Source organism: Streptomyces sp. NPDC041129, from assembly GCF_055592265.1.
This window is the reverse complement of sequence record NZ_JBVIYV010000002.1, coordinates 479,550-503,076: the sequence shown is the minus strand read 5'-3', so window position 1 is coordinate 503,076 and position 23,527 is coordinate 479,550. Positions and strand designations below refer to the sequence as shown.

Here is a 23,527-nt window from a genome sequence, read left to right as displayed (position 1 = left end):
GTGGCCGACCGCGCCGATACTTCTTGGAGGCCCTCATGACGACACCCTCGACCGACCAGTTGCCCGGCGACATCCCCGACTGGGCCTACGGTGTCCGCCGGCTCGTGGTGTTCAGCGGGGCCGGCATCTCCACCGACTCCGGCATCCAGGACTTCCGCGGTCCCTCCGGCGTCTGGACCCTGAGCCCGGGACTCCAGACGAAGCACACCTACCAGGCCTTCATGGCCGACCCCGAACTCCGGGTCAGCTACTGGAAGACGCGCTACGAGCACCCCGTGTGGGGAGCCGAGCCCAACGCCGGCCACCGCGCGGTGGCCGAGCTCGGCGAGTCGGGCATCGACACGACCGTCGTCACGCAGAACACCGACGGTCTGCACCAGCTCGCCGGCACCCCCGCCGACCGGGTCTTCGAGCTGCACGGCACGATGCGCACCACCCTGTGCGTCGCGTGCGGGCACCGCTCGCCGACCACGGACGTGCTGGCCAGGATCGAGGCCGGCGAGGCCACGCCGCCGTGCCCGGAGTGCGGCGGCGTCCAGAAGACCGCCAGCACCATGTTCGGGCAGACCATGTCCCCGGAGACGTTCGTCCGGGCCGAGGAGGCCGTCACCTCCTGCGACCTGATCCTCGCCGTGGGGACGACGCTCACCGTCGAGCCCGCGGGCTCGCTGTGCGCGAGCGCGGTGAACGCCGGGGCGACCCTGGTCATCGTCAACTGGGATCCCACGCCCTACGACGCCATCGCCACCGACATCATCCGGGACCCGCTGGGCGAGGCCCTGCCGCGCATCGCCGCGCAGCTGCGGGCCGCCGCCTCGGGTGCCGCCACCCGTGAAGAGGCCGCCGCCGGTGAGGAGACCGCCGCGCCGGCGGCACGTCCCAGCGTGCTGCTGCGCGCGGACGCCCGGACCGCGCGGTTCCGTTCGCGGGCCGCCGAGCTGGAGCGGCTCGCCCAGTGGTGTGCGGGCACCGGCACCCGTACCCATCTGGTGTCCGGTCCCGCCGGGAGCGGCAAGTCCCGCCTCGCCCTCGAACTCGCCGACCGGCTGGGCGAGTCGGGCGACTGGGAGGTCGCGTTCCCGACTCCGGGAGCGGGTCTTCCCGCCACGGAGCGGCCGCTGCTGGTGGTCGTGGAGAGCGCCGAGACCCGCGGCGAGCAGGTGGCCCGGATCCAGGCCGAGGCGGCGGCACGCGAGTCCGGCGCGCCGGTCCGCCTGCTGCTCCTCGCCCGCACGGACGGCCCCCGGCCGGCGGCGGACACGTACGAGGAGCTCGGGGCACCCGACGCGGCGGAGCCGGACCACGCCGACGCCGTGCGCGAGGCCGCGCGGGACTACGCGACGGCCCTGGGCGACCCCTCCCCCGCCGCCGTCCCGGACCAGGACGTACCGCCGCTGCCCGGGGCCCTCCAGGCCGCGGTGCTCGCCTCGGCACTGGCACCGTCCACCGGTGCGGGCGGACCGGACGAGGGGCTGCTGCTCCAGCGGGAACTGGCGTTTCTGCGGGCCTCCGCGGACGCGCACGGGCTGGCACTGCCGGCCGGCGTGGTGGCCAGTGCGGCCGCCACCGCCGTACTGTGCGGAGCCGCCGACGAGGAGGCGGCCCTCGCCGCCCTCGGGCACGTACAGGCGCTGGAGGACCCGGAGTTGCGGGTCCGGGTCGCGCGGTGGCTGCGCGAGATGTACCCGCCGGCCGCCGGCGGGTCCGCCTACTGGAGCGAGTCGCTGCCCGACGCGCTGGACGAGGAACTGGTCGCCGAGGTGGCCACGCCCCGGTTCCTGCTCGGGGCGCTGATGGAGACCACCGAGGGCCAGGACCGGCGCGTGCTGACCGTGCTGGCCCGCGCCGCGCACACCCGTCCGCAGGTCCGCCGGCGCCTGACCGAACTGCTGTCGCTGCTGCCGGGTGTCTCGCCCGCGGCGGTCGAGGTGGCACTGACCGGCGGCTACCCGGCACCGCTGGCCGAGGCGCTGACCGCGCTGGCCGAGAAGAACCCCGCGCTGCCCGCCGACCTGCTGGACGCCGTACCGGCGGGTGTGACGGTGTTCGGCGAGTTCCCGGTGCTGCTCGCGGAGAGTCTGGTGGACGCCTACGAGCGGCGGGCGCAGACCCAGAACGGGCTGCGCGGGCTCACCAAGACGCTCATCGAACTCGCCGAGCGCCAGGCCGACCTGGGGCGCGCCGAGCAGTCGCTGAGCGCGGCCCGCCGGGCGGTGGAGACCGCCGGCGCGCTGGAGCAGCAGGACGGCCATCTGGCCCGGGCCGAGCGGGCGCTGCACCGGGCCACCGAGCTGAGCCGGTGACGGGAGAGGCGGCGGTGCGCTGAGGTCCCGCGCCCGCCGCGGACACGAAGGCCCGCCCCCGCCGACGCAGGCGGGGGCGGGCCTTCGTGTGTGCGCTCAGCCGTGCCGGTGCAGCCAGCCGTGGGAGTCCTCGGCCCGGCCGGTCTGGAGGTCGAGCAGTGCCTCGCGCAGGCGCATGGTGACCTCGCCCGGCTCGCCGGTGCCGTGGGTCCACCCGGCGCCCCGGGACCTGACCGTGCCGACCGGGGTGATGACCGCCGCGGTGCCGCAGGCGAAGACCTCGGTCAGGGTGCCGTTCTCCGCGTCCCGCCGCCAGTCCTCGGTGGAGATCCGGCCCTCCTCGGCGGTGAGGCCGAGGTCGCGGGCGATGGTCAGCAGCGAGTCGCGGGTGATGCCCGGCAGCATGGAGCCGGTGAGCTCGGGGGTGACGACCCGGTCGCCGTACACGAAGTACATGTTCATGGCGCCCATTTCCTCCACCCAGCGGTGCTCGGCCGCGTCCAGCCAGACGACCTGGTCGCAGCCGTGCTCGGCGGCCTCGGCCTGGGCGACCAGTGAGGCGGCGTAGTTGCCGCCGGTCTTCGCGGCGCCGGTGCCGCCCTTCGCGGCGCGGACGTAGTCCTCGGAGATCCAGACCGAGACCGGCTTGACGCCGCCGGGGAAGTAGGCGCCGACCGGCGAGGCGATCACGATGAAGAGGAACTCGTCGGCCGGCCGGACGCCGAGACCGACCTCGGTGGCGATCATGAAGGGCCGCAGATACAGGGCGGCCTCGGCGGAGCCGGGCACCCAGGCGCGGTCCTGCTGGACCAGCGCGTCGCACGCGGCGAGGAACAGCTCGGTGGGCAGCTCCGGCATGGCCATGCGGCGGGCCGAAGCCTGGAAGCGCTCCGCGTTGGCCCGGGGGCGGAAGGTGGCCACGGTGCGGTCGGGCAGGCGGTACGCCTTGAACCCCTCGAAGATGGTCTGGGAGTAGTGCAGGGTCTTGTTCGCCGGGTCGATGGTCAGCGGCGCGTACGGGACCAGCTCGGCGTCGTGCCAGCCGCGGCCCCGCGTCCACTTGACCGTCACCATGTGGTCGGTGAAGTACCGGCCGTACCCGGGGGCGGCCAGAATCGCCTCGCGCTCCGCGTCGGACCGCGGGTTCGCGGAGGGCTTGAGCTCGATCGTGGGCGTCGTCATGAGTGCCAGTCCTTCACCGTCGTGTGTGACGGACCGCGCCCAGGCCGTGCGCCGCGGGACGTCCGAGCCTTTCCCGCATGTCGCGGCCCCCATGTGATTATCGCGCAAGCACCGTGCACGGGTGAGGAAAGCACTCCGCCACGACCGCGAAAACGGGCCGTCGACAAGGGCGTTGTCACGAAATCCGCACCCATCCGCTGATCGTCGCCCCCTCGCCAACCCGCCGCCCCCGAAGGACACTCGTAGGCAACGGAGTTGTCGCCGACAGGGGGACGGGACATGCGGGACGGCCATCGGACCGATGCCGAGCGGCTGCTGGCGCGGGCCGTGGACGAGGAGGTGCGGCGCTCCGGCGGCCGGACCGACGGGCAGTTGCTGCTGTCGCGGGCGCGCGGCTCGCTGGACACCATGGCGCGGCAGGCCGCCGAGGAGTACGAGGCCTACGTCCGCGCGCTCGACGAGGCCGAGGCCGGCCGGCTCACCTTCGGCCAGCGCTACGCACGCGAGGGCGCCGGAACGGCCTTGCTGGTGGCCGCCGTCGCCGCGGTGGCCGCCGCCGTCGCCGACCTGTCCCTGGGCACCGGCGCCGGCACGGCCGTCGGCGCGGGCGTCACCGTGGGCGTGGTGGGTGCCGCCGCGACCGTGGTGAAGGTGGCAGGATCCCATCTGCCGGCCGCCCATCACCGGGCGGGCGAGGCCGGTCAGCCCGGGGGCCCGGAGCAGCTCCGGCTGCAGTGGCTGACCGCGCTGGAGGTGCGCGGCATCCGCCCGTTCCTCGACCAGCAGCGGGTGCTCACCGCGTCCACCGGGCCGAAGAAGAAGACCGGCCCGGCGCTGCGCGGCGCCGACAAGAGCGCGGCGGCCCGCCGGCGCACGGTGCTGGAGCAGTCCTTCGGGCAACTGCCCGAGCCGAACGGGCCGTTCGCGGGCCGCCGGGCGGAGCTGGCGCGGATCAGGCAGTGGGCGCAGGCGGCCCGGGCGGCCACCGAGACCCGGCCGACGGTGGTCGTGCTGCACGGCGAGCCCGGCTCGGGCCGCACGACGCTCGCGGTCCGCGCGGCGCACGACCTCAAGGACCACTTCCGCGGGGCGGTCGTCGTGGACCTGCGCGGCGGTAGCCGGGACGAGCCGCCGCTGCCCGTCCGGGACGCGCTGCTGCATCTGCTGAACCGGCTCGGCGCGCCCCGCGAACAGTTGCTGTTCCGCGAGCGCTCCTCCCCCGATCAGCAGGTCAAGCGGCTGTCCGAGCTGTACCACCGGCATCTGACCGGCCTTCCGGTGACGATCGTGCTGGACGACGCCTCGGACCCGGAGCAGGTGCGCGCCCTGGTGCCCGAGCACTCCGACAGCCTGGTGCTGGTCACCGCCCGCGCCCCGCTGGAGCTGCCCGCGGAGCTCGGCGCCTGGGTGCACCACCTGCCGGTGCGGGAGCTGGACGCGGTCGGCGCCGAGGAACTGCTGGGGGCGACGGCACAGGACGACTCGGGCCCGTACGACGCGGAATCCGCCGACCGGGTACGCCGGTTGTGCGGGGGGCTGCCGCTGGCGCTGCGCGTCGCGGGCTCCTCGCTCGGCCCGCGTTCGCCCCGGCAGCTCGCCTCGGACCTCGGCGCGTACGGCCCGGTCGAGCCGGTGGAGCGGGCGCTGTGGCTGCGCTACGCCGACCAGCCGGACACCACCCGCCGGCTGCTGCGCAGGCTGGCGCTGGCCGGCCGGGCCTCGCTCGGCGCGGCGGCGGCCGCCGCCCTGCTGGCCACCGACGAGCCGGAGGCCACCCGGCATCTGGCGGCCCTCGCGGACGCCGGTCTGATCGACCATGTGCGCGGCGACCGCTACCGGCTGCACGACCTGGTGCGGGCCTTCGCCCAGGCGCGGCTGCTGGACGAGGAGGACCCGGCCGAGCGGACGGCCGCGCAGGAGCGGCTGGTCGTGAACTACGCGGAGCTGGCGGACTCGGTGCTGCGCCTGGTCGACGGCAACATGTCGACACGCTCGAACCACTTCGGCGCGCACGGCTTCACCTCGCTGGACGAGGCGCTGCGCTGGCTGGACGACGAGTCCAGCTTCATCACGGCCGCCCTGCGCCACGCCGAGGGCGTGGACCAGGCCGCCGTGCAGAACCTGCTCGGCGCCCTGTGCGACTACTGCCTGCTGCGCGGTGACCTCTACCGCCTCGGCGAGATCAGCGAGCTGGCGCAGGCCGTGGACGAGGGTCTGCTGATGCGCTCCGTGCAGTGGCGCACCGGTATCGCGGCGCGGCAGCTCGGCGAGCTGGACAAGGCGCGCACCACGCTGGCCTCGGTGGTCGACCTCTACCGGGAGGCCCACCACGACGCGGGCGCGGCCCGCGCGCTGTGCTCCCTCGGGATCACCCTGCACCACCAGGGCAACCTCACCGAGGCCGCGGCCCGGCTGCAGGAGGCCCTGGACCTGCAGACGGCCGAGGAGCTGGCGACCGACCGGGCCTGGACGATGCACGCGCTGGCGGCGGTGCAGCGTGACCGGGCCCGGCTGCCGGAGGCGCTGGACCTGCTCACCCGCTCACTGGTCCTGCACCGGCAGGGCGGCTCCCTGCACGGGGAGGCGTGGGCGCACTTCCAGCTCGGCCAGCTCGCGCTGCGCATGGGCGACGTGCCGAGGGCGGAGACGGAGCTGCGGGCCGCCCTGGAGCGCTACGGCCAGACGCACGACGCGCGCGGCGAGGCCTGGGCGCTGACCCAGCTCGCCCGGGCCCGGCTGGTCGACGGGGACGCCGGCCCCGCGGTGGAGGGCCTGCGCCGCGCGGCGGCACGGCACCGGGAGAACGAGGACGCGCGCGGCGAGGCCTGGACGCTGTTCCACCTCGGGCAGGCTCTGGAGGAGACGGGCGAGCTGGACCAGGCGGTCCGGGAGCTCGAGCGCTCCCGGCAGATGTTCTCCCGGATGCGGGACGTCTACGGGCTGGCCTGCGCCCGGCACCACTCGGCGCGGGTCACCCGGGACCAGCGGGCCGCGCAGACCGGCTCGCTGCGCAACTCGGGCTTCGCGCGGCAGTTGCTCGTCGACGCCCGCGCCGACTTCCAGCGCATCGGCGTCGCCCACGGCGAGGCCTGGAGTTGTCTGGAGCTGGCGGTGGTGGACGCGGGCAACGCCCGGATCCAGCAGGCGCTGGCGCTGTGCGACGAGGCGCTGACCCTGTTCACGTCCTACGGCGACCGCCGCGGTGAGGACTGGGCGCGGTTCCTGCGCTGCACCCTGCTGCCGTACGCGGCGCCGGGCGGGGTGGAGGTGGGCACGGCGGTCGCCCAGGAGGAGCTGGCCCAGCTCGCCCGCGCCTCGCATCCGCTGCGGGACGAGAAGCTGGACGAGTGGGTGCCGGCCTACGCCCTCCTGCTGGAGCGGGGCGTGAGCCTGGAGGCGGGCTGGCAGGCGTGGCGTCTGCGCATGACACCGGACCGCCACGCCCGCGAGGTGATGGGGGTGGCGGTTCCGGCGCGGAGCTGAACCCCTGGGGTCAGCCCCGCGGCGCCTTGGATTCGGTCTTCTCCTCGGCCCCGGCCTCGGGGGCCTCCTTGAAGTCGACCTTCTGCATCTGCTTGCTCATCGACTTCATCAGGCCCCACACGGCCAGGGCCATCACCGCGAACACGATGAAGCCGAGGACGCCGGGGGTGACCTTGTTCTCGTCGACCTCCTTGGCGAGGGGGACGAGATGCGTCAGTGCCAGGCTTGCGCTCATGTCAGGCATTGTCCCGGATGCCCGCGAAGAGGTCGTCCTCGGGGAGGGAGGTGTCGACGAGAGACTTCGCCAGCTCGTACTCCTCCGTCGGCCAGACCTCCTTCTGCAGGTCCATCGGCACCCGGAACCAGCCGCCGTCGGGGTCGATCTGCGTGGCGTGGGCGATCAGGGCCTTGTCGCGGACCTCGAAGAAGTCCGCGCACGGGACATGCGTGGTCAGCGTGCGCTCGACGCGCTCGAACTCCTTCCAGCGCTTGAGCCAGTCCCCGTACGGCGACTCCAGCCCGCGGTCGAGCATCGCGTGGTGCAGGGCCTCGGTGCGGGGGCGGTTGAAGCCCTGGTTGTAGTAGAGCTTCCGCGGCTGGTGGACGGGGCCGTACTCGGCCTCGGGGTACTTCTCGGCGTCCGCCGCGCCCTCGAACGCCACCATCGAGATCTTGTGGGTCATGATGTGGTCGGGGTGCGGGTAGCCGCCGTTCTCGTCGTAGGTGGTGATCACCTGCGGGCGGAAGGAGCGGATCTGCTTCACCAGTTCGCCGGCCGCCTTGTCGACGTCCTCCAGGGCGAAGCAGCCCTCGGGCAGCGGCGGCAGCGGGTCGCCCTCGGGCAGGCCGGAGTCGACGAAGCCCAGCCACTCCTGCCGGACGCCGAGGATCTCCCGGGCCTCGTCCATCTCCTTCTTGCGCACCTCGTGGATGTTCTCCTCGATGTACGTGTCGCCCTGCAGCTTGGGGTTGAGGATGGACCCGCGCTCGCCGCCGGTGCAGGTCACCACCAGCACGTCCACCCCCTCGGCCACGTACTTCGCCATGGTGGCCGCGCCCTTGCTCGACTCGTCGTCGGGGTGCGCGTGAACGGCCATCAGTCGCAGCTGGTCAGTCAAGACTCAATCCTCGGTAAGTCGGCGCCCCGTGTCTTCGGCGCAATCGCAGGCTTCTATAGTGACGGAATCGGTGGGCGTTTAATTCCGCGGAGAGGACGATCATGAGTACGGCGAGCACGCGGCTGCCCGAGGGCCGCTACGGCCGCTCCTCGGACCGGCGCGCCGACCGCGGGCTCAAGGTCGCCGGATCGCTGCTGGGCGTGGTCCTTCTCGCCCTGATCGGCCTCTTCGCCTACCACTACATCGCGCAGAACCAGATCAGCGCCCAGGTGATCACCTTCAAGGCCGCCGACGACGAGGTCCGGGTGCATCTCGAGGTGCACAAGGACTCCGGTGCCTCCGGCTACTGCACCCTGCGCTCCCAGTCGGCCGAGGGCGCCGAGGTGGGACGGGCGGACTTCCGGTTCACCGGCGCGGCCACGCGTATCGACAAGGTCGTCACGCTCCGTACGACGGCCAGGGGTACGACGGCCGAGCTGCTCGGCTGCCACGCCGGCTGACCATGCGCAGGCCGTGACCTGCGTTGATGTGATTCTGATGGCTTATGTCCTCCCCCTTCCGCCGTTGAATTGTTAGGCTCGTGGTTTCGCCCATCCAAGAGGGAACATTCTTCTGGGTAGGGCGATGCTTTGTATTTCCCAGTACCGACGAGGAGCACCCTGTGACCCAGACCAGCGAGAACGTCACCTGGCTGACCCAGGAGGCGTACAACAAGCTCAAGGACGAGCTTGAGTACCTTACTGGTCCTGCGCGCACGGAGATCGCCGCCAAGATCGCGGCCGCGCGCGAGGAGGGCGACCTGCGCGAGAACGGCGGGTACCACGCGGCCAAGGAGGAGCAGGGCAAGCAGGAGCTCCGTGTGCGCCAGCTGACCCAGCTTCTGGAGAACGCCCAGGTCGGCGAGGCTCCGGCCTCCGCGGACGGTGCCGTCGCGCCGGGCATGGTCGTCACGATCGCCTTCGACGGTGACGAGGACGACACGATGACGTTCCTGCTCGCCTCCCGCGAGTACGCGAGCGCGGATGTCGAGACCTACTCGCCGCAGTCACCGCTCGGCTCCGGCGTCATCGGCCACAAGGTCGGCGAGGACGCGGAGTACGAGCTGCCGAACGGCAAGAAGGCCTCGGTGCGGATCCTGAAGGCCGAGCCGTACTCGGGCTGATCCACCGGACCGGTTTCATGTCGCGCCCCCGGCGTCCCAGGACACCGGGGGCGTCTTCATGCCCTCACCCCGTGGCCGCCGTCACGCGGTGGCCGAGCGGTACTTGCGGACCGCGAGCGTACGGAAGGCCAAGGTGATCAGGACCGACCAGATCAGCGAGACCCACACGGCGTGCTGCATGGGCCACGCATCCGGGGTCCGGTAGCCCGGAGGGAAGTTGCCGAACAGCTCACGGCACGCCTGCACGGTGGCGCTGAACGGGTTCCACTCCGCGATGTGCCGGAGGAACGGGGGCATCTTGTTCGCGTCCACGAACGCGTTCGAGATGAACGTCAGCGGAAACAGCCAGATCAGGCCGCCCGAGGTCGCCGCCTCGGGGGTGCGCACGGAGAGGCCGATGAGCGCGCCGATCCAGGAGAACGCGTACCCGAGCAGCAGGAGCAGGCCGAATCCGGCGAGCACCTTGCCGAGGTTCTCGTGCGTGCGCCAGCCGACCAGCAGCGCCACCACGGCGAGGACGAGCAGGGTGAGTGCCGTCTGGACCAGGTCCGCGAGGGTCCGCCCGGTCAGCACCGCGCCGCGCGCCATGGGCAGGGAGCGGAAGCGGTCGATGAGACCCTTGTGCATGTCGTCGGCGATGCCCGCGCCGGCGCCGGCCGTGGCGAACGTGACGGTCTGCGCGAAGATGCCCGCCATCAGGAACTCGCGGTAGGCCTGCGTGGAGCTGGACCCGCCGACCTGGATCGAGCCGCCGAACACATAGGTGAACAGCACCACGAACATGATCGGCTGGATCAGTCCGAAGATGACCATCTCGGGGATCCGGCACATGCGGATCAGATTGCGCTTGGCGACGATCAGCGAGTCACGGACGGACCGGCCGACGGCGTTGCCGGGGGCCGCGAGGGGCGCGGCTTCGGTCACGGCACTCATTTCACGGTCTCCTTGCCCTTGGCGCTCTTGCTGCCCTTGCCGGCCTTGCCGGCCTTGCCGGACCGGTCGTTCCCGGCGGACTCCTCGGCCTCGGCCACGTGTCCGGTCAGTGAGAGGAAGACGTCGTCGAGGGTGGGGCGGCGCAGTCCGATGTCGTCCATCTCGATCCCGCGGCCGTCCAGCTCCCGGATGACCTCGGCGAGCAGCTTGGCGCCGCCGGTGACGGGCACCGTCAGCTTGCGGGTGTGCTCCTCGACCGTGGTGTCGCCCTTGCCGAAGCCGCGCAGCACCTCGGCGGCCGTCGCGATGTGCTCGCGCTCGTGCACGACGACCTCGACGCGCTCGCCGCCGGTGTGGGCCTTGAGCTGGTCGGAGGTGCCCTTGGCGATGACCCGGCCGTGGTCGACGACCGCTATGTCGTGGGCGAGGTGGTCGGCCTCCTCCAGGTACTGCGTGGTCAGCAGCAGGGTCGTACCGCCGGAGACGAGCTGCTTGATGACCTCCCAGAGCTGCTGCCGGTTGCGCGGGTCGAGGCCGGTGGTCGGCTCGTCCATGAACATCACGGGCGGTGAGACCACGAGGGCGGCGGCGAGGTCGAGCCGGCGGCGCATGCCTCCGGAGTAGGTCTTGGCGGGGCGGTCGGCGGCGTCCGTGAGATGGAACTGCTCCAGCAGCTCGACCGCGCGCTGCCGGGCCGCCTTCGCCCTCATCTGGTAGAGCTGACCGACCATCTGCAGGTTCTCCCGGCCGGTCAGGTACTCGTCGACCGCGGCGAACTGCCCGGACAGGCCGATGGAGCGGCGTACGGCGTCGGGGTCCTTGAGGACGTCCACGCCCGCCACGACGGCCCGTCCGCTGTCGGGCCGCAGCAGCGTCGTCAGACAGCGGACCGCCGTCGTCTTGCCGGCGCCGTTCGGCCCGAGCAGGCCGAGGACCGTGCCCTCGGGGACATCGAGGTCTACGCCGTCCAATGCCCTTACATCGCCGAAGGTCTTCACCAGACCTTCGGCGTAGATGGCGCCTGGCATGTGGGTCTCCACGTCGTTGGGGATGCTTCGGAAAGGCTAGGTTCGCGTGCTCGCCGCCGCCTTCGGTTTTCCATCAGCGGTTTTCACCCCCGGAGTTTCCACCCCCCGGGGGCTCCGCATGGGGGCACCGGCGCATGACGAGCGGCACGACACACCATAACGCGATGTATCGCGTCTGCCAATGGATTTCCCCGGACGAGTGACACCGCCTCCAGCGGTTCGGTACGGCGTCTCAGTCGATGACCGTGTAGCCCGCCCGACGCAGGGCCTGGCCGACCTCGACGCAGTGCGCCGGGCCCTTCGTCTCGAGGTGCAGCTCCACCTCCGCCTCCGTGAGCCCGAGCCGGGGATCGGTCCGCACATGGCTCACGTCGAGGACGTTGGCGTCGACCACGGACAGCACCCCGAGCAGCGTGGCGAGGGCGCCCGGGCGGTCCGTCAGCCGCAGCCGGACCGCCAGGTAGCGGCCCTGGGCGGCCATGCCGTGCCGCAGCACCCGCTGGAGCAGCACCGGGTCGACGTTGCCGCCGGACAGCACGGCGACGACCGGGCCGGGGAAGGCGCCGGGCTCGGACAGCAGGGCAGCGACCGGGCTGGCCCCGGCCGGCTCGACGACCAGCTTGGCGCGCTCCAGGCACAGCAGCAGCGCCGCCGACAACTGGTCCTCGCTGACCGTGCGGACCTCGTCCACCAGGTCGCCGATGATCTCGAACGGCACCAGACCGGGCCGGCCCACCTTGATGCCGTCGGCCATCGTCGCGGGGTTCCGCACCGACACCGGACGGCCGGCGGCGAGCGAGGGCGGATAGGCCGCCGCGCCCTCCGCCTGCACACCGACGATCCGGACCTCCGGCCGCAGCGCCTTCACCGCGACCGCGATGCCGGCCGCGAGCCCGCCGCCGCCGATGCCGACGACGATCGTGCGCACCTGCGGGCACTGCTCCAGGATCTCCAGGCCGACCGTGCCCTGGCCGGCGATGACGTCGGGATGGTCGAAGGGGTGGATGAACACCGCGCCCGTCGTGGCCGCGTACTCCTGGGCGGCGGCCAGGGTCTCGTCGACCACCTGACCGTGCAGCCTCACCTCGGCGCCGTACTCCCGGGTCGCGCTGATCTTCGGCAGCGGGGCGCCCTTCGGCATGAACACGGTCGCGTGCACACCCAGCAGCGAGGAGGCCAGGGCGACACCCTGCGCGTGGTTGCCGGCACTCGCCGCCACCACTCCGGCGGCCCGCTCCTCCGGCAGCAGCCCGGCGATCCGGACGTAGGCGCCGCGCAGCTTGAACGAGCCCGTTCGCTGCAGGTTCTCGCACTTGAGGTGCACCGGCGCGCCGACCAACTGGGACAGGTGCCGGCTGCCCTCCATCGCGGTCGTCCGCGCCACGCCCGAGAGCATCTTCTGGGCTCCGCGCACGTCGTCGAGGGTGACGGAGCGCAAGGAGCCGGCCGTGCGGTAGCTCATGACTCGAGTCTCGCAGTTCACGGTCGTGCGTGACGGGTGTGACCAAGCTCCGAGACCGGGTTTGCGCAGCGCCGGTACGGCCCGCGCCCGGGCCGCGTACCCTGTCCCCCAACCCAGCAGCCCTCATGAAGCGAGCCTCCGGCCATGCCCACAACACCTGAAATGTCGATGGACATGACGACCGTCGGTGACACCGGTCTTCTCGACACCCTCCAGCACGAGGTGGCGGTGTTCGCCCGGCGTGCCGAACAGACCCGGCTCGGCGGCGTCGGGCAGGTGCGCAACACCATGGACCGTGCCGCCTACCTGCTGCTCAACCGCCTGGACAGCGAGGGCCCGATGGGCGTCAAGGCGCTCGCCGCGAGCATGGGGATCGACTCCTCCACGGTCACCCGGCAGGTGGCCCCGCTGGTCGACACGGGACTCGTCAAGCGCACCTCGCACCCGGAGGACGGGCGGGCCGTGGTGCTCCAGCTGTCCCCGCGCGGTGCCGCCCGGCTGGAGGAAGTACGTTCGTCGAGGCGTCAGTTGATGGCCGAGCTGACACACGACTGGGCGCCGGAGGAGCGCGAGCAGTTCTGCGCGCTCCTCACGCGCTTCAATACCGCGCTCTCCTCGCGGATGGCGGTCCAGCCGGTGCCGGCGGCCGAGGGAACGGCCGCTTCCTGACCCGCGCCCCGGACGGGTGCGGTCCCGAGTCTTGACCCCGGGCCGCCACTGGCCTCATATGAGACCGGGTCCTGCGTGGTGCGCGGTCCGCCCGTCCCGTACCGGACAGGACCCCCTCAGGGGGGAGGCGCGGTGCGTGATCGGCAGGCCTCCCGCGATGCCCGCCGGGCCCGGGAGTTCGAGGCCTTCGTCGCGGGCGCGGCGGGGCGGCTGCTGCACGCCGCGACCCTGCTCACCGGAGAGGCCCCGGACGACGCCCCGCGCGCGCGGAGGCTGCTGGCACCGGCGCTGGCCCACACCTACGCCCGCTGGGCCCGGCTGCGCGGCGAGGACCCCTACGAGTGCGCCCGCCAGTACCTGGCCACCCGGTTCGCGCACGAGGCCTGGCGGCACTACGGCGCCGTGGGCCGCGCCCGTCCCCATCCGCGCAGCCCGCTGGCCGAACTGGCGCCGCGGGAGCGGCTGATCCTGGTGCTGCGGATGTTCGAGGGGGTCGCGGAGGAGCAGACGGCGGCCCTGCTGGGCCTGCCCGTCGAACGGGTGCACGCCGTCTGCGACCGCGCGACGGCCACCGTGCTGCATCCGGCGCGCAGGGCGGCGACGCGCGCGGTGGGCGCGAAGGCGGCGTCGCCATGAGGCGGCCACCGGGACGGAGGGACCGGTGAACCGCCCCCAGCGGGAGGCCGCCGTGCGCCGGATCCTGGAGCAGGTCGCGGTGCCGGTGCCGCCCGATCTGCACGCCGAGGCCGTCCGCCGCGGCAGCCGCCTGCTGCGGCGCCGGCTGCTCGCGCACCGCCTGCTGTGGCTGCTGCTGTGCGCGGCGGTGGTGGCGTTCACCGTGTGGGCCGTACGGGCACAGCCCTGGGTGGAGCCGCCGTCGCAGACGACTCCACCGCTCACCGGCTGGTGACGGGGACGGCGGCCGACGGCTAGCCGAGCGCCTGCTGCAGGTCCTCGAGCAGGTCGTCGACGTTCTCGATGCCGACGGACAGGCGCACCAGGTCGGCCGGGACCTCCAGGGCGGAACCGGCCGTGGAGGCGTGGGTCATCCGGCCCGGGTGCTCGATGAGCGACTCGACGCCGCCGAGCGACTCGCCGAGGGTGAAGACCTTGGCGCGGTTGCACACCTCGACGGCGGCCTCCTCGCCGCCCCGGACCCGGAAGGACACCATGCCGCCGAACGCCTTCATCTGCTTGGCGGCCACCTCGTGCCCGGGGTGCTCCGGCAGACCCGGGTAGAGCACGCTGCTCACGCGCGCGTGCCGGGTGAGCATGTCGGCGATCCTCGTGGCGTTCTCGCTGTGCCGGTCCATGCGCACCGCGAGGGTCTTGGTGCCGCGCAGCACCAGCCAGGAGTCGAAGGGGCCGGCGACGGCGCCCATCGCGTTCTGGTGGTAGGCCAGCTCCTCGCCCAGCGTCTGGTCGGAGGCGATCAGGGCGCCACCGACCACGTCCGAGTGGCCGCCCATGTACTTGGTCAGCGAGTGCACCACGACGTCGGCCCCGAGCGACAGCGGCTGCTGGAGGTACGGCGTGGCGAAGGTGTTGTCGACGACGAGCCGCGCGCCCGCGTCGTGGGCGACCTGGGCGACGGCGGCGATGTCGGTGATGCCGAGCAGCGGGTTGGAGGGGGTCTCCACCCAGACCACCTTGGTCTTCGGCGTCATCGCGGCCCGCACGGCGGCCGGGTCGCTGGTGTCCGCGACGGACCACTCCACGCCCCAGCGGGTGACGACCTTGGCGAAGAGGCGGAAGGTGCCGCCGTAGGCGTCGTTGGGGATCACCACGTGGTCGCCGGGGCTGAGCAGCGTACGCAGCAGGGTGTCCTCGGCCGCCAGGCCGGAGGCGAACGCGAGACCGCGCCGGCCGCCCTCCAGCGCGGCGAGGTTCTCCTCGAGGGCGGTCCTGGTCGGGTTGGCGCTGCGGCTGTACTCGTAGCCGCCGCGCAGGCCGCCCACGCCGTCCTGCTTGTAGGTCGAGACCTGGTAGATCGGCGGGACGACCGCGCCGGTGAGGGGATCCGCGGTGTTGCCCGCGTGGATCGCGAGGGTCTCGAAGTGCTGACTGATGTGCCTGTCGCTCATGTGCACCGAGCGTAGTGCGCTCGGCCGGATGGTGGCGTCCGACGTGGCGTCCGACGGTTTCGGGAGCGTGAAGTCCCGGGGCGCCGGCGGCGCCGGACGCGGGTTTTCCACAGGCCGGGCGGGCGGGGTTGGCCAATTGCCGGCGGCGTCTGGTTCGCTTGAGGCATGGCGACTCTCTGGCTGCTCATGGCGCTGGTCCTGCTGTGTTTCGTGCTGCTCCCGGTCCTGCGGCGCAGGCGCGGGGCGGCGGGGCCGGGTCCGGCGGGCCGGCCGGACCCCGCGCGCGCGGCGGCCTACGGCTTCGTGCCCGAGGAGGAGCTGGACGTGCGGATGCCAGGCCCGGACAAGGATCTGCTGGACGTGCTGGACGTGGTGCGGCGCACGCACGACTACCGGGCCGCCGCCCAGATGCTGGCCGGCACCGAGGCGGAGGGCGAGACGCGCTGGCAGCGTGTGCAGGCCTTCGCCGGCGCGGCGGCACTGGAGCTGGCGGAGCGGCCGGGCGGGGTGCACGAGACGCCCGGCGGGCAGTGGCTGAGGGTGTGGCGGGCCGAGCGGCCCAAGGACGCCGGTGGTGCGGCCGTGTACGCCGAGTTCCTGGCGCAGCAGGCGTGGCGGACGTCCGCGCCGGGCAGGGAAGACTTCCGGATCATCATGGAGGAGGCCCGGCAGGCCTGCGGCGAGGCGGCGCTGCTCGCCCCCGGCGACCCGGTCCCGTACATCGTCGAGCTGTCCGTCGCCCGGGGCCTGGGGTGGCCGCGGCCGGAGTTCGAGAAGCTGTGGCTGACCCTCCTGGAGCGCGCCCCGCACCACATGGGCGCGCACCTGGCCGCACTGCACTACTGGTGCGAGAAGTGGCACGGCTCGCGCGAGGAGGCGTACGCCTTCGCCGAGGGCGCCGCGGCCCGTGCCCCGGAGGGCTCGCTGCTGGCCGCGTTGCCGCTCTTCGCGGTCTTCGAGCACATCCCCGAGGTCAACCTGGTCCGGAGCTTCTACCAGAGCGAGGTGGTCACCCGGGCGATGCAGGGCGCCCTGCACGCGGTGCACACCGCCCGCCCGGACGACCCGGTGCTCGCGCACGTCCGCCATCTGCTGCTGTTCTTCCTGGTCCGCGCCGAGCGCTGGCCGGAGGCCATGGACCAGCTCGCGCAGGTCGACGGCCATGTCGGCGCGCTGCCCTGGACCCTGTCCGCCGACCCGGCCGCCGCCTACGCCGGGCACCGCGCGCTGGCGGTGGCCGGCTACGAGGCTGCCGGCGGCACCCCGGCGGGCCTGCCCGGCTGACCGGTCCCGCTGACCGGTCCGCACAGGTCAGGGCCGGGATTGCCCTGCCGATCTTCGGTAGGGCATACTCCGCTTGCTCCGGCTTTGCTCGTGCTTTGCCCGGAGCCGCTCCGGGCGTATCCCGGAGGCCGTAGGCCGTCCCGAGCCCGCTCGAAGTCTGCTCCGAGTCCCCCCACACTCACCGGCAGCACCGCCCGGCGGTGCCCGTCGGCCTGTTCATTTCTCCGGGTCCTGTGGGGGGATCTGCCCGATGGGCGCAACTCTGCGCGCGCTGCGCGCTCTCGTTCTGCTGTGCGGCTTCTACCTGCTGAGCCTGCTGCTGCTCGCTGCGCTGGCCGGCGCCGACGCGGCCGTGGTCACCTGGGTGCACGGCGCCGCCGGCATCAAGATCGTCGCGGTCTCGGTGCTGCTCGCCGTCCCCGTCGTGCGCGGCATGTTCATGCTGCGCACACCCAGGGGCGACGGGCCGCCCGGCATCGAGGTCACCGAGGCGGACGAGCCCCGGCTGTGGGCGCTGGTGCGGGAGCTCGCCGCGGCGACCGGCACCCGCGCCCCCGACCGGATCGTGCTGACGGCCGACGTCAACGCGGCCGTCAGCGAGGACGCGCGCCTGCTCGGCCTGCTGGCCGGTCCGCGCCGGCTCTACCTGGGCGTCCCGCTGCTGACCGGCCTGACGCAGGCGCAACTGCGCGGCGTGCTCGCCCACGAGTACGGCCACTACACGGGCGGTGACACCCGGCTGTCCGCGCTCGTGGTGCGCGGCCGGGTGCAGATCGCCCGGGTCATCGGGCACTTCCACGAGAAGGCGGACGGCAAGGTGGCCGCCGAGCGCGGCCGCCAGGAGAAGGCCGCCGCCAAGCGGGTCGCGAAGGGCAAGAAGGCCAAGGAGGTCGACACCGCCGGGGCCGGGGTGACGTACCGGATGATGGCGTCGATCTACACGCTGTACGGCAACCTCTATCTGCGCGCCTCCCTGTCCACGGCCCGCGCCCAGGAGTACGCGGCCGACCGGGCCGCCGCCCGGATCGCCGGGCGCGACGCGATCGCCTCGGCTCTGCGCGAGATCCCGGCCCTGTCCGCCTCGCACGACTTCTACCTCGACTCGTACGCCACCCTGGGTCTGCCCGTGCGGCTGCTGCCGCCGCGCGGCGAGTTCTTCGGGGGCTTCGCCCGGCTCCTCGCGGCCCGCGAGGAGGAGCTGGCCGGGCTGCGGACGGAGCTGCCCACCACGCCGGCCTCGCCGTACGACTCCCACCCGCCGATCGCCGAACGGGTGCACCGGCTCGAGGCGCTGCCCGCCGACGGGCGCGCGGCGGAGGCCGGGGGGCCGGCGCTCGCCCTGCTCACCGACGCGGAGAAGACCCTGACCACGCTGGAGGACGCCGTCCTGTCGGACGAGATCCTCGGCTACCCGCGCGCCGCCGCGTGGCAGGAGCTGCTGGACGCCGCCATGGCCCAGGGCATGTCCGCCACACACACCCCGCTGCACCGGGCGCTGGCCGAGTACACCGGGCAGCCGGCCACGCTGTCCGCGCTGCTGGACGTCGTCGACGACGGCCGGCTGTGGCGGCTGGCCGAGCGGATGCCGCTGTCCGATCAGGCGGCCGCGGCGAAGGGCCGGGCCTTCCGCGAGTTCGTACGGCCGCGGCTGCGCTCGTCGCTGCGGACGATGGTGCTGGCCGAGTTCAGTGCCCGTTCGCTGCTGAGCTGGGAGTTCTCCTGGTCGCAGGCCGCCGCCGCGCGGCTGACCGGCCCGGTCCCGCACAGCACCCCGGACGACGGCCCCGAGGCCGCGCTCGACGCGGCCGTGAACGCGGCGCTCGCCGACCACCCCGACACCGCCCCGCTGCGGGCCCTGCTGCCCCCGGCGGCGACGCCGTCCGTGTGAGCCGCGGGGCCGCCGCCCCGCCCCGCCCCACCACGCCGACCCGACGCCGACTCCCCCGGCACCGGCTCTCCCGGCACCCCCAAGCCGTCCCCCGACGAACGGACCTCGCTCCCCATGACCGTCCTGCTCTGGATCCTCGGCATCCTGGCCGCCCCCGCGGTGCTCTTCGCGCTCTGGCTGGCCTGGGTCTTCCTGAAGGAGTTCTTCTCCCCCAGCCCCGACGACGACGCCGACGCCGCGGAGGCGGCCGCGGCAGCGAAGGCCGCGGAGCGGCTCGGACTGCTGCCCGTCGAGCGGCAGAACACCGAGCACGCCGCCCCGCTGCCCACGGACTGGGCGGCGGCGCTCACCGCGGTACGGGCCGGCGACTGGCGGCCCGCCGCCGAGCTGCTGAGCGCCATCGGCCGGGACTGGGAACGCCGGTCGGCGGCCGCGTACCTGCTCGCCGACCGTGCGGCCGAGGAGGACGAGTGGCTGCTGGCGTGGGAGACGGCGCGCCCCGAGGACCCCGACGCGGCCGTGGTCCGGGCGCGCAGCACGGTGATCCTCGCCTGGAAGCTGCGCGGCGCCCAGTCGGGCGAGCGCACGACGCGGGAGCAGGCCGAAGGCTTCCACCGGACCCTGCGCGGCGCCCGCGAGGAGATCGCGCGGGCGGCCGCGCTGAACCCCGACGACCCGACGCCGTACATCGCGGAGATCTGGGTGGCGCTGGGACTCGGCTACCCGAACGCCGAGATGGAGAAGCTCTGGGCGCAGATAACCACCCGGGCGCCGCACCACTACGAGGCGCACTTCTCGGCGCTCCAGTACTGGTGCGCCAAGTGGCGCGGCTCCGAGCGGCTCGCGTTCGACTTCGCCGAGCGGGCGGCGGCCGAGGCGCCGGCGGGCAGCCTGCTGACGGCGCTCCCGCTCATCGCGCACTTCGAGCACGACGACTCGGATGACACCGCGGCCGACAACACCCCGCAGATGCTGGCCCGGGTGGAGGCTGCCCTCGCGGACGCCGCGGCCGCCGACCCGGCACACCCGCGCCTGCCCGAGCTGCGCCACCTGCTGGCCTTCTACCTCCATCTGCAGGACCGCGACGAGGCTGCGCTGGAGCAGTTCAGGCTGGTCGACGGCCATGTCAACGCGCTGCCCTGGCGCTACCGGGGCGACGGCATGGCCCGCCACTTCTGCCAGGTGCGCGACACGGTGGCCCACAGGGTGACGGCCACCGACTGATCCCCGGCAGCCGTTTTCCGGGCGACGGCACCGGCCCCGACCCCGTACATTCGCCCCTCGCACAAGGACGAGAAGACGTGTGAGGACATGTGAACGGGAGGGGCCGGATGGGCGGTCGTACGTTTCTGATCGGTGGCGGATGGGACCGCGCGGAGGTGTACGCGCCGTTTCTGCGCGCGGCCGCCGAGCGCGCCGACGGTGTGCCGCGGATCGGCTGTGTCGTCGTGGACGAGGGTGACGGGCGGGAGCAGTTCGAGCGGTTCGCGCAGGCTCTGGGCAGGAGCGGGGCCGGGTGCACGCCCGTGCCGGCGCTGGTGCCGCTCGGTGGGCGGTTCGAGCCGGAGGAGGCGCTGGACGGCGCCGACGGCCTGCTGGTGTGCGGTGGGCTGACGCCCGCCTATCAGGAGGCGTTCGCCGGCTGCGCGGACCGGCTGCCGCGTCTGCTCGCCGAGCGCGGACTGCCGTACGCGGGCTTCTCCGCGGGGGCCGCCGTCGCCGCACGGCGGGCGGTGGTCGGCGGATGGCTGGTGGACGGGGTTCCCGTCTGCCCCGAGGACACCGCGGAGGACCTGGAGGAGGTCGCCGTGCGGCCGGGTCTGGGGCTGGTGCCGTTCGCGGTGGACGTGCACGCCGCGCAGTGGGGGACGCTGGCGCGGCTGCTCGCGGCGGTGGGGCGCGGGGACGCGCCCTACGGCGTCGCCGTCGACGAGAACACCGCGGTGGAGGTGGCCGGACCGGCCGCCCGGGTCGCGGGGCTCGGGCGGGCACATGTCGTACGGCCCGGTGCGGACGGTGCGGTGACCGTGCGGTCGTACGCCGACGGGGAGAGGTTCGACGTCGTGTGAGGCGGTCGGGGCCGAACGGGCCCGCGGCACCGGCTGCCACCGGCCGGCGCGCTCGGCGCGCCGGCCGGTGGGCTGGATCCCTCAGCCGAATCCCTGAGCCGGACCGGTCGCCGAACCCGTCAGATGGTGGCCGTGTCGATGACGAAGCGGTAGCGGACGTCGCTGGCCACCACCCGCTCGTAGGCCTCGTTGATCTCGGCCGCGCCGATCAGTTCGATCTCCGCGCCCAGGCCGTGCTCCGCGCAGAAGTCCAGCATCTCCTGGGTCTCGGGGATGCCCCCGATGTTGGAGGTGGTCAGGTTACGCAGATTGCCGAAGAGCGAGGTCAGGGCCACGTGCACCGGCTCCTCGGGCAGACCGACGTTCACCATCGAGCCGCCGGTGCGCAGCAGCGAGAGGTAGGCGCCGAAGTCCATCGGGGCCGAGACGGTGTTGAGGATGATGTCGAAGGTGCCCTTCAGGTTCTCGAAGGTCGCCGGGTCGCCGGTCGCGTAGTAGTGGTCGGCGCCCAGCCGCAGGCCGTCGTCCTTCTTGCGCAGGGACTGGGACAGCACGGTGACCTCGGCGCCCATCGCGTGCGCGATCTTGACGCCCATGTGGCCGAGGCCGCCGAGGCCGACGACGGCGACCCGCTTGCCGGGGCCCGCGTTCCAGCGCTTGAGCGGCGAGTACGTGGTGATGCCGGCGCACAGCAGCGGTGCGGCCACGTCCAGGGACAGGCCGTCGGGGACGCGGACGACGTAGTTCTCGTCGACCACGATCTTCTCGGAGTAGCCGCCGTAGGTCGGCTCGCCGTCTCCGCCGACGGCGTTGTAGGTCCAGGTCGGGCCGCGGTCGCAGTACTGCTGCTGCCCGGCCTTGCAGTTGTCGCACTCGCGGCAGGAGTCGACCATGCAGCCGACGCCCACCCGGTCGCCCACGGCGAACTTCGTGACGCCGGGGCCGACCTCGGACACGACGCCCGCGATCTCGTGACCGGGGACCATCGGGAAGATCGCCTCGCCCCAGCCCTCACGGGCCTGGTGGATGTCGGAGTGGCAGATGCCGGCGAACTTGATGTCGATCAGGACGTCGGACTCGCCGACCGGACGCCGCTCGATGGTGGTCCGCTCCAGCGGAGCCTTCGCGGCGGGCGCGGCATAGGCGGCAACAGTGGTCATGGGGGGATCTCCTAGCGGACTCTCGGTGCCCGGTCGCCTTCCGGCCAGGTACGTCTTCCAGCGTGCCCCAAGTCCCGCGGGTCACCCAGGTCCCGGTTCTTCGTACGACCACCGTGCCTACCACTGGCGGGGTCAGGCTCGTCTGCGTACGACCACGCGGCACCACGGATACTTGCCTTCATGGATGTACAGCCGGAAGCGGCCGCGGGAGCACCCCTGGACCGGTGGGCCGAGCTGAGCGAGTTCCTGCGCAGCCGGCGGGCCCGGCTGAAGCCGGAGGAGGTCGGACTGCCCGACTTCGGCCGGCGCCGCCGGGTACCGGGGCTGCGCCGCGAGGAGCTGGCCCAGCTCGCCGGGGTGTCGGTGGCGTACTACACGCGGCTGGAGCAGGGCAACGGCCGGAACGTCTCGGCGGAAGTGCTGGACTCCATCGCCCGGGCCCTGCGCCTGACGGACGCCGAGCACGCCCACCTGACCCACCTGGCCAAGCCGACGGCGCACAAGAAGAAGCCGGCGGCACGGCAGCAGCAGGTGCGGGCGGCCCTGCGCCGGCTCCTGGACTCGATGGAGGGCGTCCCGGCGTACGTGGTCGGCCGGCGCACGGAGGTGCTGGCCTGGAACCGGATGGCGGCCGCGGTCTTCGGCGACTGGTCGGAGCTCGCGCCCGCCGAGCGCAACTGGGCGCGGATGGTGTTCCTGCGCCCGGACTACCGGGACCTGTTCATCGAATGGGAGCAGAAGGCGATCGACATCGTCTGCGCCCTGCGCATGGACGCGGGCTGCTATCCGGACGACCCCCGGCTGTCCGCCCTGGTCGGCGAGCTGTCGGTGAAGAGCGCGGAGTTCCGCCGCCTGTGGGCGACGCACGACGTCAAGGAGAAGAGCCACGGCGTCAAGCGTCTGCGGCATCCGCTGGTGGGTGAGCTGTCCCTCAGCTACGAGACGTTCCGGCTGGCGGACGACGCCGACCAGGCGCTGATCACCTACCACGCCGAGCCGGACTCCCCGTCGGCGCAGTCCCTGCGGCTGCTGGCGAGCTGGGGCACGGACGCGGCCCGCGCGGTGCCGTCGGCCTGATCCGCGGGTGGGACTTTCGCGGCAGGCCCTCAGTCCTCGACACCGAGGTCGGCCCGCATGAGCCGGCGCATCGCGGTGAGCAGGGGCTCGGCCTCCTTCAGGTCGCGCAGGGCCCCTTCGGCGCTCTCGCCCTCGCGGGCCAGACCCCGGTCGAGCCGCTTGACCACGGCGTCGATACGGGCCAGAACCTCGTTGACGGCCCGGGAGGCGTCCAGGATCCGCTCGGGCACCACCATCTGCGCCTCGGCGTACCGGTCGCGGTAGTCCCGCCGGGCGTCCTCGAGCTGCTCCCGGTCCTGCTCGGCGTAGACGCCGTCGCGCACCCGGTGCAGGGCGTCCTTGAGCAGGGTGTGGAACTGACGCGAGGCCCGGTTCATGGCGGTGTAGGCGTCGCGCCGCTGCTCGAACAGCCGTCGCCGCTCGGCCTGTCCGGCCTCCTGGAGGCGCTGCCGGTCGGAGTGGCGCTGCGCGAGCACCGGCGCGAGGAGCGTGCCGAGGACACCGACGACGGCTGTGATCATTGCGGTCATTGCGGCGGTCACGAGGGGACCCTACGTCGCCGGGTGCGCCGGCGACACGGCGAGGGCGTGCCGGAAGCCGCTCCCGGCACGCCCCCTCCTGCTCA

The 23,527-nt window shown here is 73.2% G+C and carries 21 protein-coding genes; 12 read left to right on the top strand and 9 right to left on the bottom strand.

Going from position 1 to position 23,527, the window contains the following annotated elements:
• Positions 1 to 35 precede the first annotated feature (35 nt).
• Entirely contained in the window at positions 36 to 2,303 is a 2,268-nt protein-coding gene (locus tag ACZ6B1_RS10510) for a Sir2 family NAD-dependent protein deacetylase (protein WP_468776761.1), read from the top strand.
• Positions 2,304 to 2,399: 96 nt separating this feature from the next.
• Here ACZ6B1_RS10510 and ACZ6B1_RS10505 read toward each other — a convergent pair whose 3' ends face one another.
• On the bottom strand, positions 2,400 to 3,485 hold the full coding sequence (locus tag ACZ6B1_RS10505) for a branched-chain amino acid aminotransferase (protein ID WP_468776760.1): 1,086 nt from the start codon (positions 3,483 to 3,485) through the stop codon (positions 2,400 to 2,402).
• Positions 3,486 to 3,764: 279 nt separating this feature from the next.
• Here ACZ6B1_RS10505 and ACZ6B1_RS10500 point away from each other — a divergent pair, with 279 nt between their 5' ends.
• Positions 3,765 to 6,968: a tetratricopeptide repeat protein gene (locus tag ACZ6B1_RS10500; protein WP_468776758.1), complete on the top strand. Its 3,204-nt coding sequence runs from the start codon at positions 3,765 to 3,767 to the stop codon at positions 6,966 to 6,968.
• Between the two features lie 10 nt (positions 6,969 to 6,978).
• Here the strand turns inward: ACZ6B1_RS10500 and ACZ6B1_RS10495 are convergent, their stop codons facing one another.
• Both ACZ6B1_RS10495 and mca read right to left on the bottom strand, forming a co-directional pair.
• Positions 6,979 to 7,212, bottom strand: a complete 234-nt coding sequence (locus ACZ6B1_RS10495) for a hypothetical protein (RefSeq protein ID WP_468776757.1) — start codon at positions 7,210 to 7,212, stop codon at positions 6,979 to 6,981.
• Positions 7,205 to 8,086 carry a mycothiol conjugate amidase Mca gene (mca, locus tag ACZ6B1_RS10490; protein ID WP_390051098.1) on the bottom strand — a complete coding sequence of 294 codons (882 nt, stop codon included), beginning with the start codon at positions 8,084 to 8,086 and terminating at the stop codon, positions 7,205 to 7,207. Before mca ends, ACZ6B1_RS10495 begins: the two co-directional genes overlap by 8 nt.
• Positions 8,087 to 8,187: 101 nt before the next feature.
• Here mca and ACZ6B1_RS10485 point away from each other — a divergent pair, with 101 nt between their 5' ends.
• Together ACZ6B1_RS10485 and greA are read left to right on the top strand one after the other, a co-directional pair.
• The gene (locus ACZ6B1_RS10485; RefSeq protein ID WP_468776755.1) at positions 8,188 to 8,586 is read left to right on the top strand and encodes a DUF4307 domain-containing protein; all 399 of its coding nucleotides are present in this window, start codon (positions 8,188 to 8,190) and stop codon (positions 8,584 to 8,586) included.
• A gap of 161 nt (positions 8,587 to 8,747) precedes the next feature.
• The gene (greA, locus tag ACZ6B1_RS10480) at positions 8,748 to 9,248 is read left to right on the top strand and encodes a transcription elongation factor GreA (protein WP_358936392.1); all 501 of its coding nucleotides are present in this window, start codon (positions 8,748 to 8,750) and stop codon (positions 9,246 to 9,248) included.
• Between the two features lie 81 nt (positions 9,249 to 9,329).
• Here the strand turns inward: greA and ACZ6B1_RS10475 are convergent, their stop codons facing one another.
• The 3 genes from ACZ6B1_RS10475 to ilvA form a co-directional block, all read right to left on the bottom strand.
• On the bottom strand, positions 9,330 to 10,181 hold the full coding sequence (locus ACZ6B1_RS10475) for an ABC transporter permease (protein ID WP_468776753.1): 852 nt from the start codon (positions 10,179 to 10,181) through the stop codon (positions 9,330 to 9,332).
• Complete coding sequence (locus ACZ6B1_RS10470; RefSeq protein ID WP_468776751.1) at positions 10,178 to 11,209, bottom strand: ATP-binding cassette domain-containing protein; 1,032 nt, start codon at positions 11,207 to 11,209, stop codon at positions 10,178 to 10,180. The genes ACZ6B1_RS10475 and ACZ6B1_RS10470 overlap by 4 nt, the downstream gene beginning before the upstream one ends.
• 232 nt (positions 11,210 to 11,441) lie before the next feature.
• A complete protein-coding gene (gene ilvA, locus ACZ6B1_RS10465; protein WP_468776750.1) occupies positions 11,442 to 12,671 on the bottom strand; it encodes a threonine ammonia-lyase in 1,230 nt (409 codons plus the stop codon).
• 162 nt (positions 12,672 to 12,833) lie between these two features.
• Here ilvA and ACZ6B1_RS10460 point away from each other — a divergent pair, with 162 nt between their 5' ends.
• The 3 genes from ACZ6B1_RS10460 (at position 12,834) to ACZ6B1_RS10450 (ending at position 14,250) form a co-directional block, all read left to right on the top strand.
• Positions 12,834 to 13,340 carry a MarR family winged helix-turn-helix transcriptional regulator gene (locus ACZ6B1_RS10460; RefSeq protein WP_468777479.1) on the top strand — a complete coding sequence of 169 codons (507 nt, stop codon included), beginning with the start codon at positions 12,834 to 12,836 and terminating at the stop codon, positions 13,338 to 13,340.
• A 132-nt stretch (positions 13,341 to 13,472) separates the two neighbouring features.
• The gene (locus ACZ6B1_RS10455) at positions 13,473 to 13,976 is read left to right on the top strand and encodes a sigma factor-like helix-turn-helix DNA-binding protein (RefSeq protein ID WP_468776748.1); all 504 of its coding nucleotides are present in this window, start codon (positions 13,473 to 13,475) and stop codon (positions 13,974 to 13,976) included.
• A gap of 25 nt (positions 13,977 to 14,001) precedes the next feature.
• Positions 14,002 to 14,250 carry a hypothetical protein gene (locus ACZ6B1_RS10450; protein ID WP_468776746.1) on the top strand — a complete coding sequence of 83 codons (249 nt, stop codon included), beginning with the start codon at positions 14,002 to 14,004 and terminating at the stop codon, positions 14,248 to 14,250.
• A 19-nt stretch (positions 14,251 to 14,269) separates the two neighbouring features.
• On the opposite strand, the gene ACZ6B1_RS10445 is transcribed toward ACZ6B1_RS10450, so the two are convergent.
• Positions 14,270 to 15,424, bottom strand: a complete 1,155-nt coding sequence (locus ACZ6B1_RS10445) for a cystathionine gamma-synthase (protein WP_468776745.1) — start codon at positions 15,422 to 15,424, stop codon at positions 14,270 to 14,272.
• A gap of 165 nt (positions 15,425 to 15,589) precedes the next feature.
• Here ACZ6B1_RS10445 and ACZ6B1_RS10440 point away from each other — a divergent pair, with 165 nt between their 5' ends.
• From ACZ6B1_RS10440 to ACZ6B1_RS10425, 4 genes are all read left to right on the top strand, one after another.
• Positions 15,590 to 16,708 carry a hypothetical protein gene (locus ACZ6B1_RS10440; protein ID WP_468776743.1) on the top strand — a complete coding sequence of 373 codons (1,119 nt, stop codon included), beginning with the start codon at positions 15,590 to 15,592 and terminating at the stop codon, positions 16,706 to 16,708.
• A 250-nt stretch (positions 16,709 to 16,958) separates the two neighbouring features.
• Positions 16,959 to 18,596 carry a M48 family metalloprotease gene (locus ACZ6B1_RS10435; RefSeq protein WP_468776742.1) on the top strand — a complete coding sequence of 546 codons (1,638 nt, stop codon included), beginning with the start codon at positions 16,959 to 16,961 and terminating at the stop codon, positions 18,594 to 18,596.
• Positions 18,597 to 18,710: 114 nt separating this feature from the next.
• Entirely contained in the window at positions 18,711 to 19,820 is a 1,110-nt protein-coding gene (locus ACZ6B1_RS10430; protein ID WP_468776740.1) for a hypothetical protein, read from the top strand.
• 107 nt (positions 19,821 to 19,927) lie between these two features.
• Positions 19,928 to 20,665, top strand: coding sequence for a Type 1 glutamine amidotransferase-like domain-containing protein (locus tag ACZ6B1_RS10425; protein WP_468776739.1), 738 nt, complete (start codon positions 19,928 to 19,930; stop codon positions 20,663 to 20,665).
• A gap of 119 nt (positions 20,666 to 20,784) precedes the next feature.
• Here ACZ6B1_RS10425 and ACZ6B1_RS10420 read toward each other — a convergent pair whose 3' ends face one another.
• Positions 20,785 to 21,825 (bottom strand): NAD(P)-dependent alcohol dehydrogenase, encoded by a 1,041-nt coding sequence (locus ACZ6B1_RS10420; RefSeq protein WP_468776737.1) that lies wholly within the window; start codon positions 21,823 to 21,825, stop codon positions 20,785 to 20,787.
• Between the two features lie 180 nt (positions 21,826 to 22,005).
• Between ACZ6B1_RS10420 and ACZ6B1_RS10415 the strand changes: the two genes are divergently transcribed.
• The gene (locus ACZ6B1_RS10415) at positions 22,006 to 22,902 is read left to right on the top strand and encodes a helix-turn-helix domain-containing protein (RefSeq protein WP_468776736.1); all 897 of its coding nucleotides are present in this window, start codon (positions 22,006 to 22,008) and stop codon (positions 22,900 to 22,902) included.
• Positions 22,903 to 22,931: 29 nt separating this feature from the next.
• Here the strand turns inward: ACZ6B1_RS10415 and ACZ6B1_RS10410 are convergent, their stop codons facing one another.
• Positions 22,932 to 23,423, bottom strand: a complete 492-nt coding sequence (locus tag ACZ6B1_RS10410) for a hypothetical protein (RefSeq protein WP_468776734.1) — start codon at positions 23,421 to 23,423, stop codon at positions 22,932 to 22,934.
• Positions 23,424 to 23,527 lie beyond the last annotated feature (104 nt).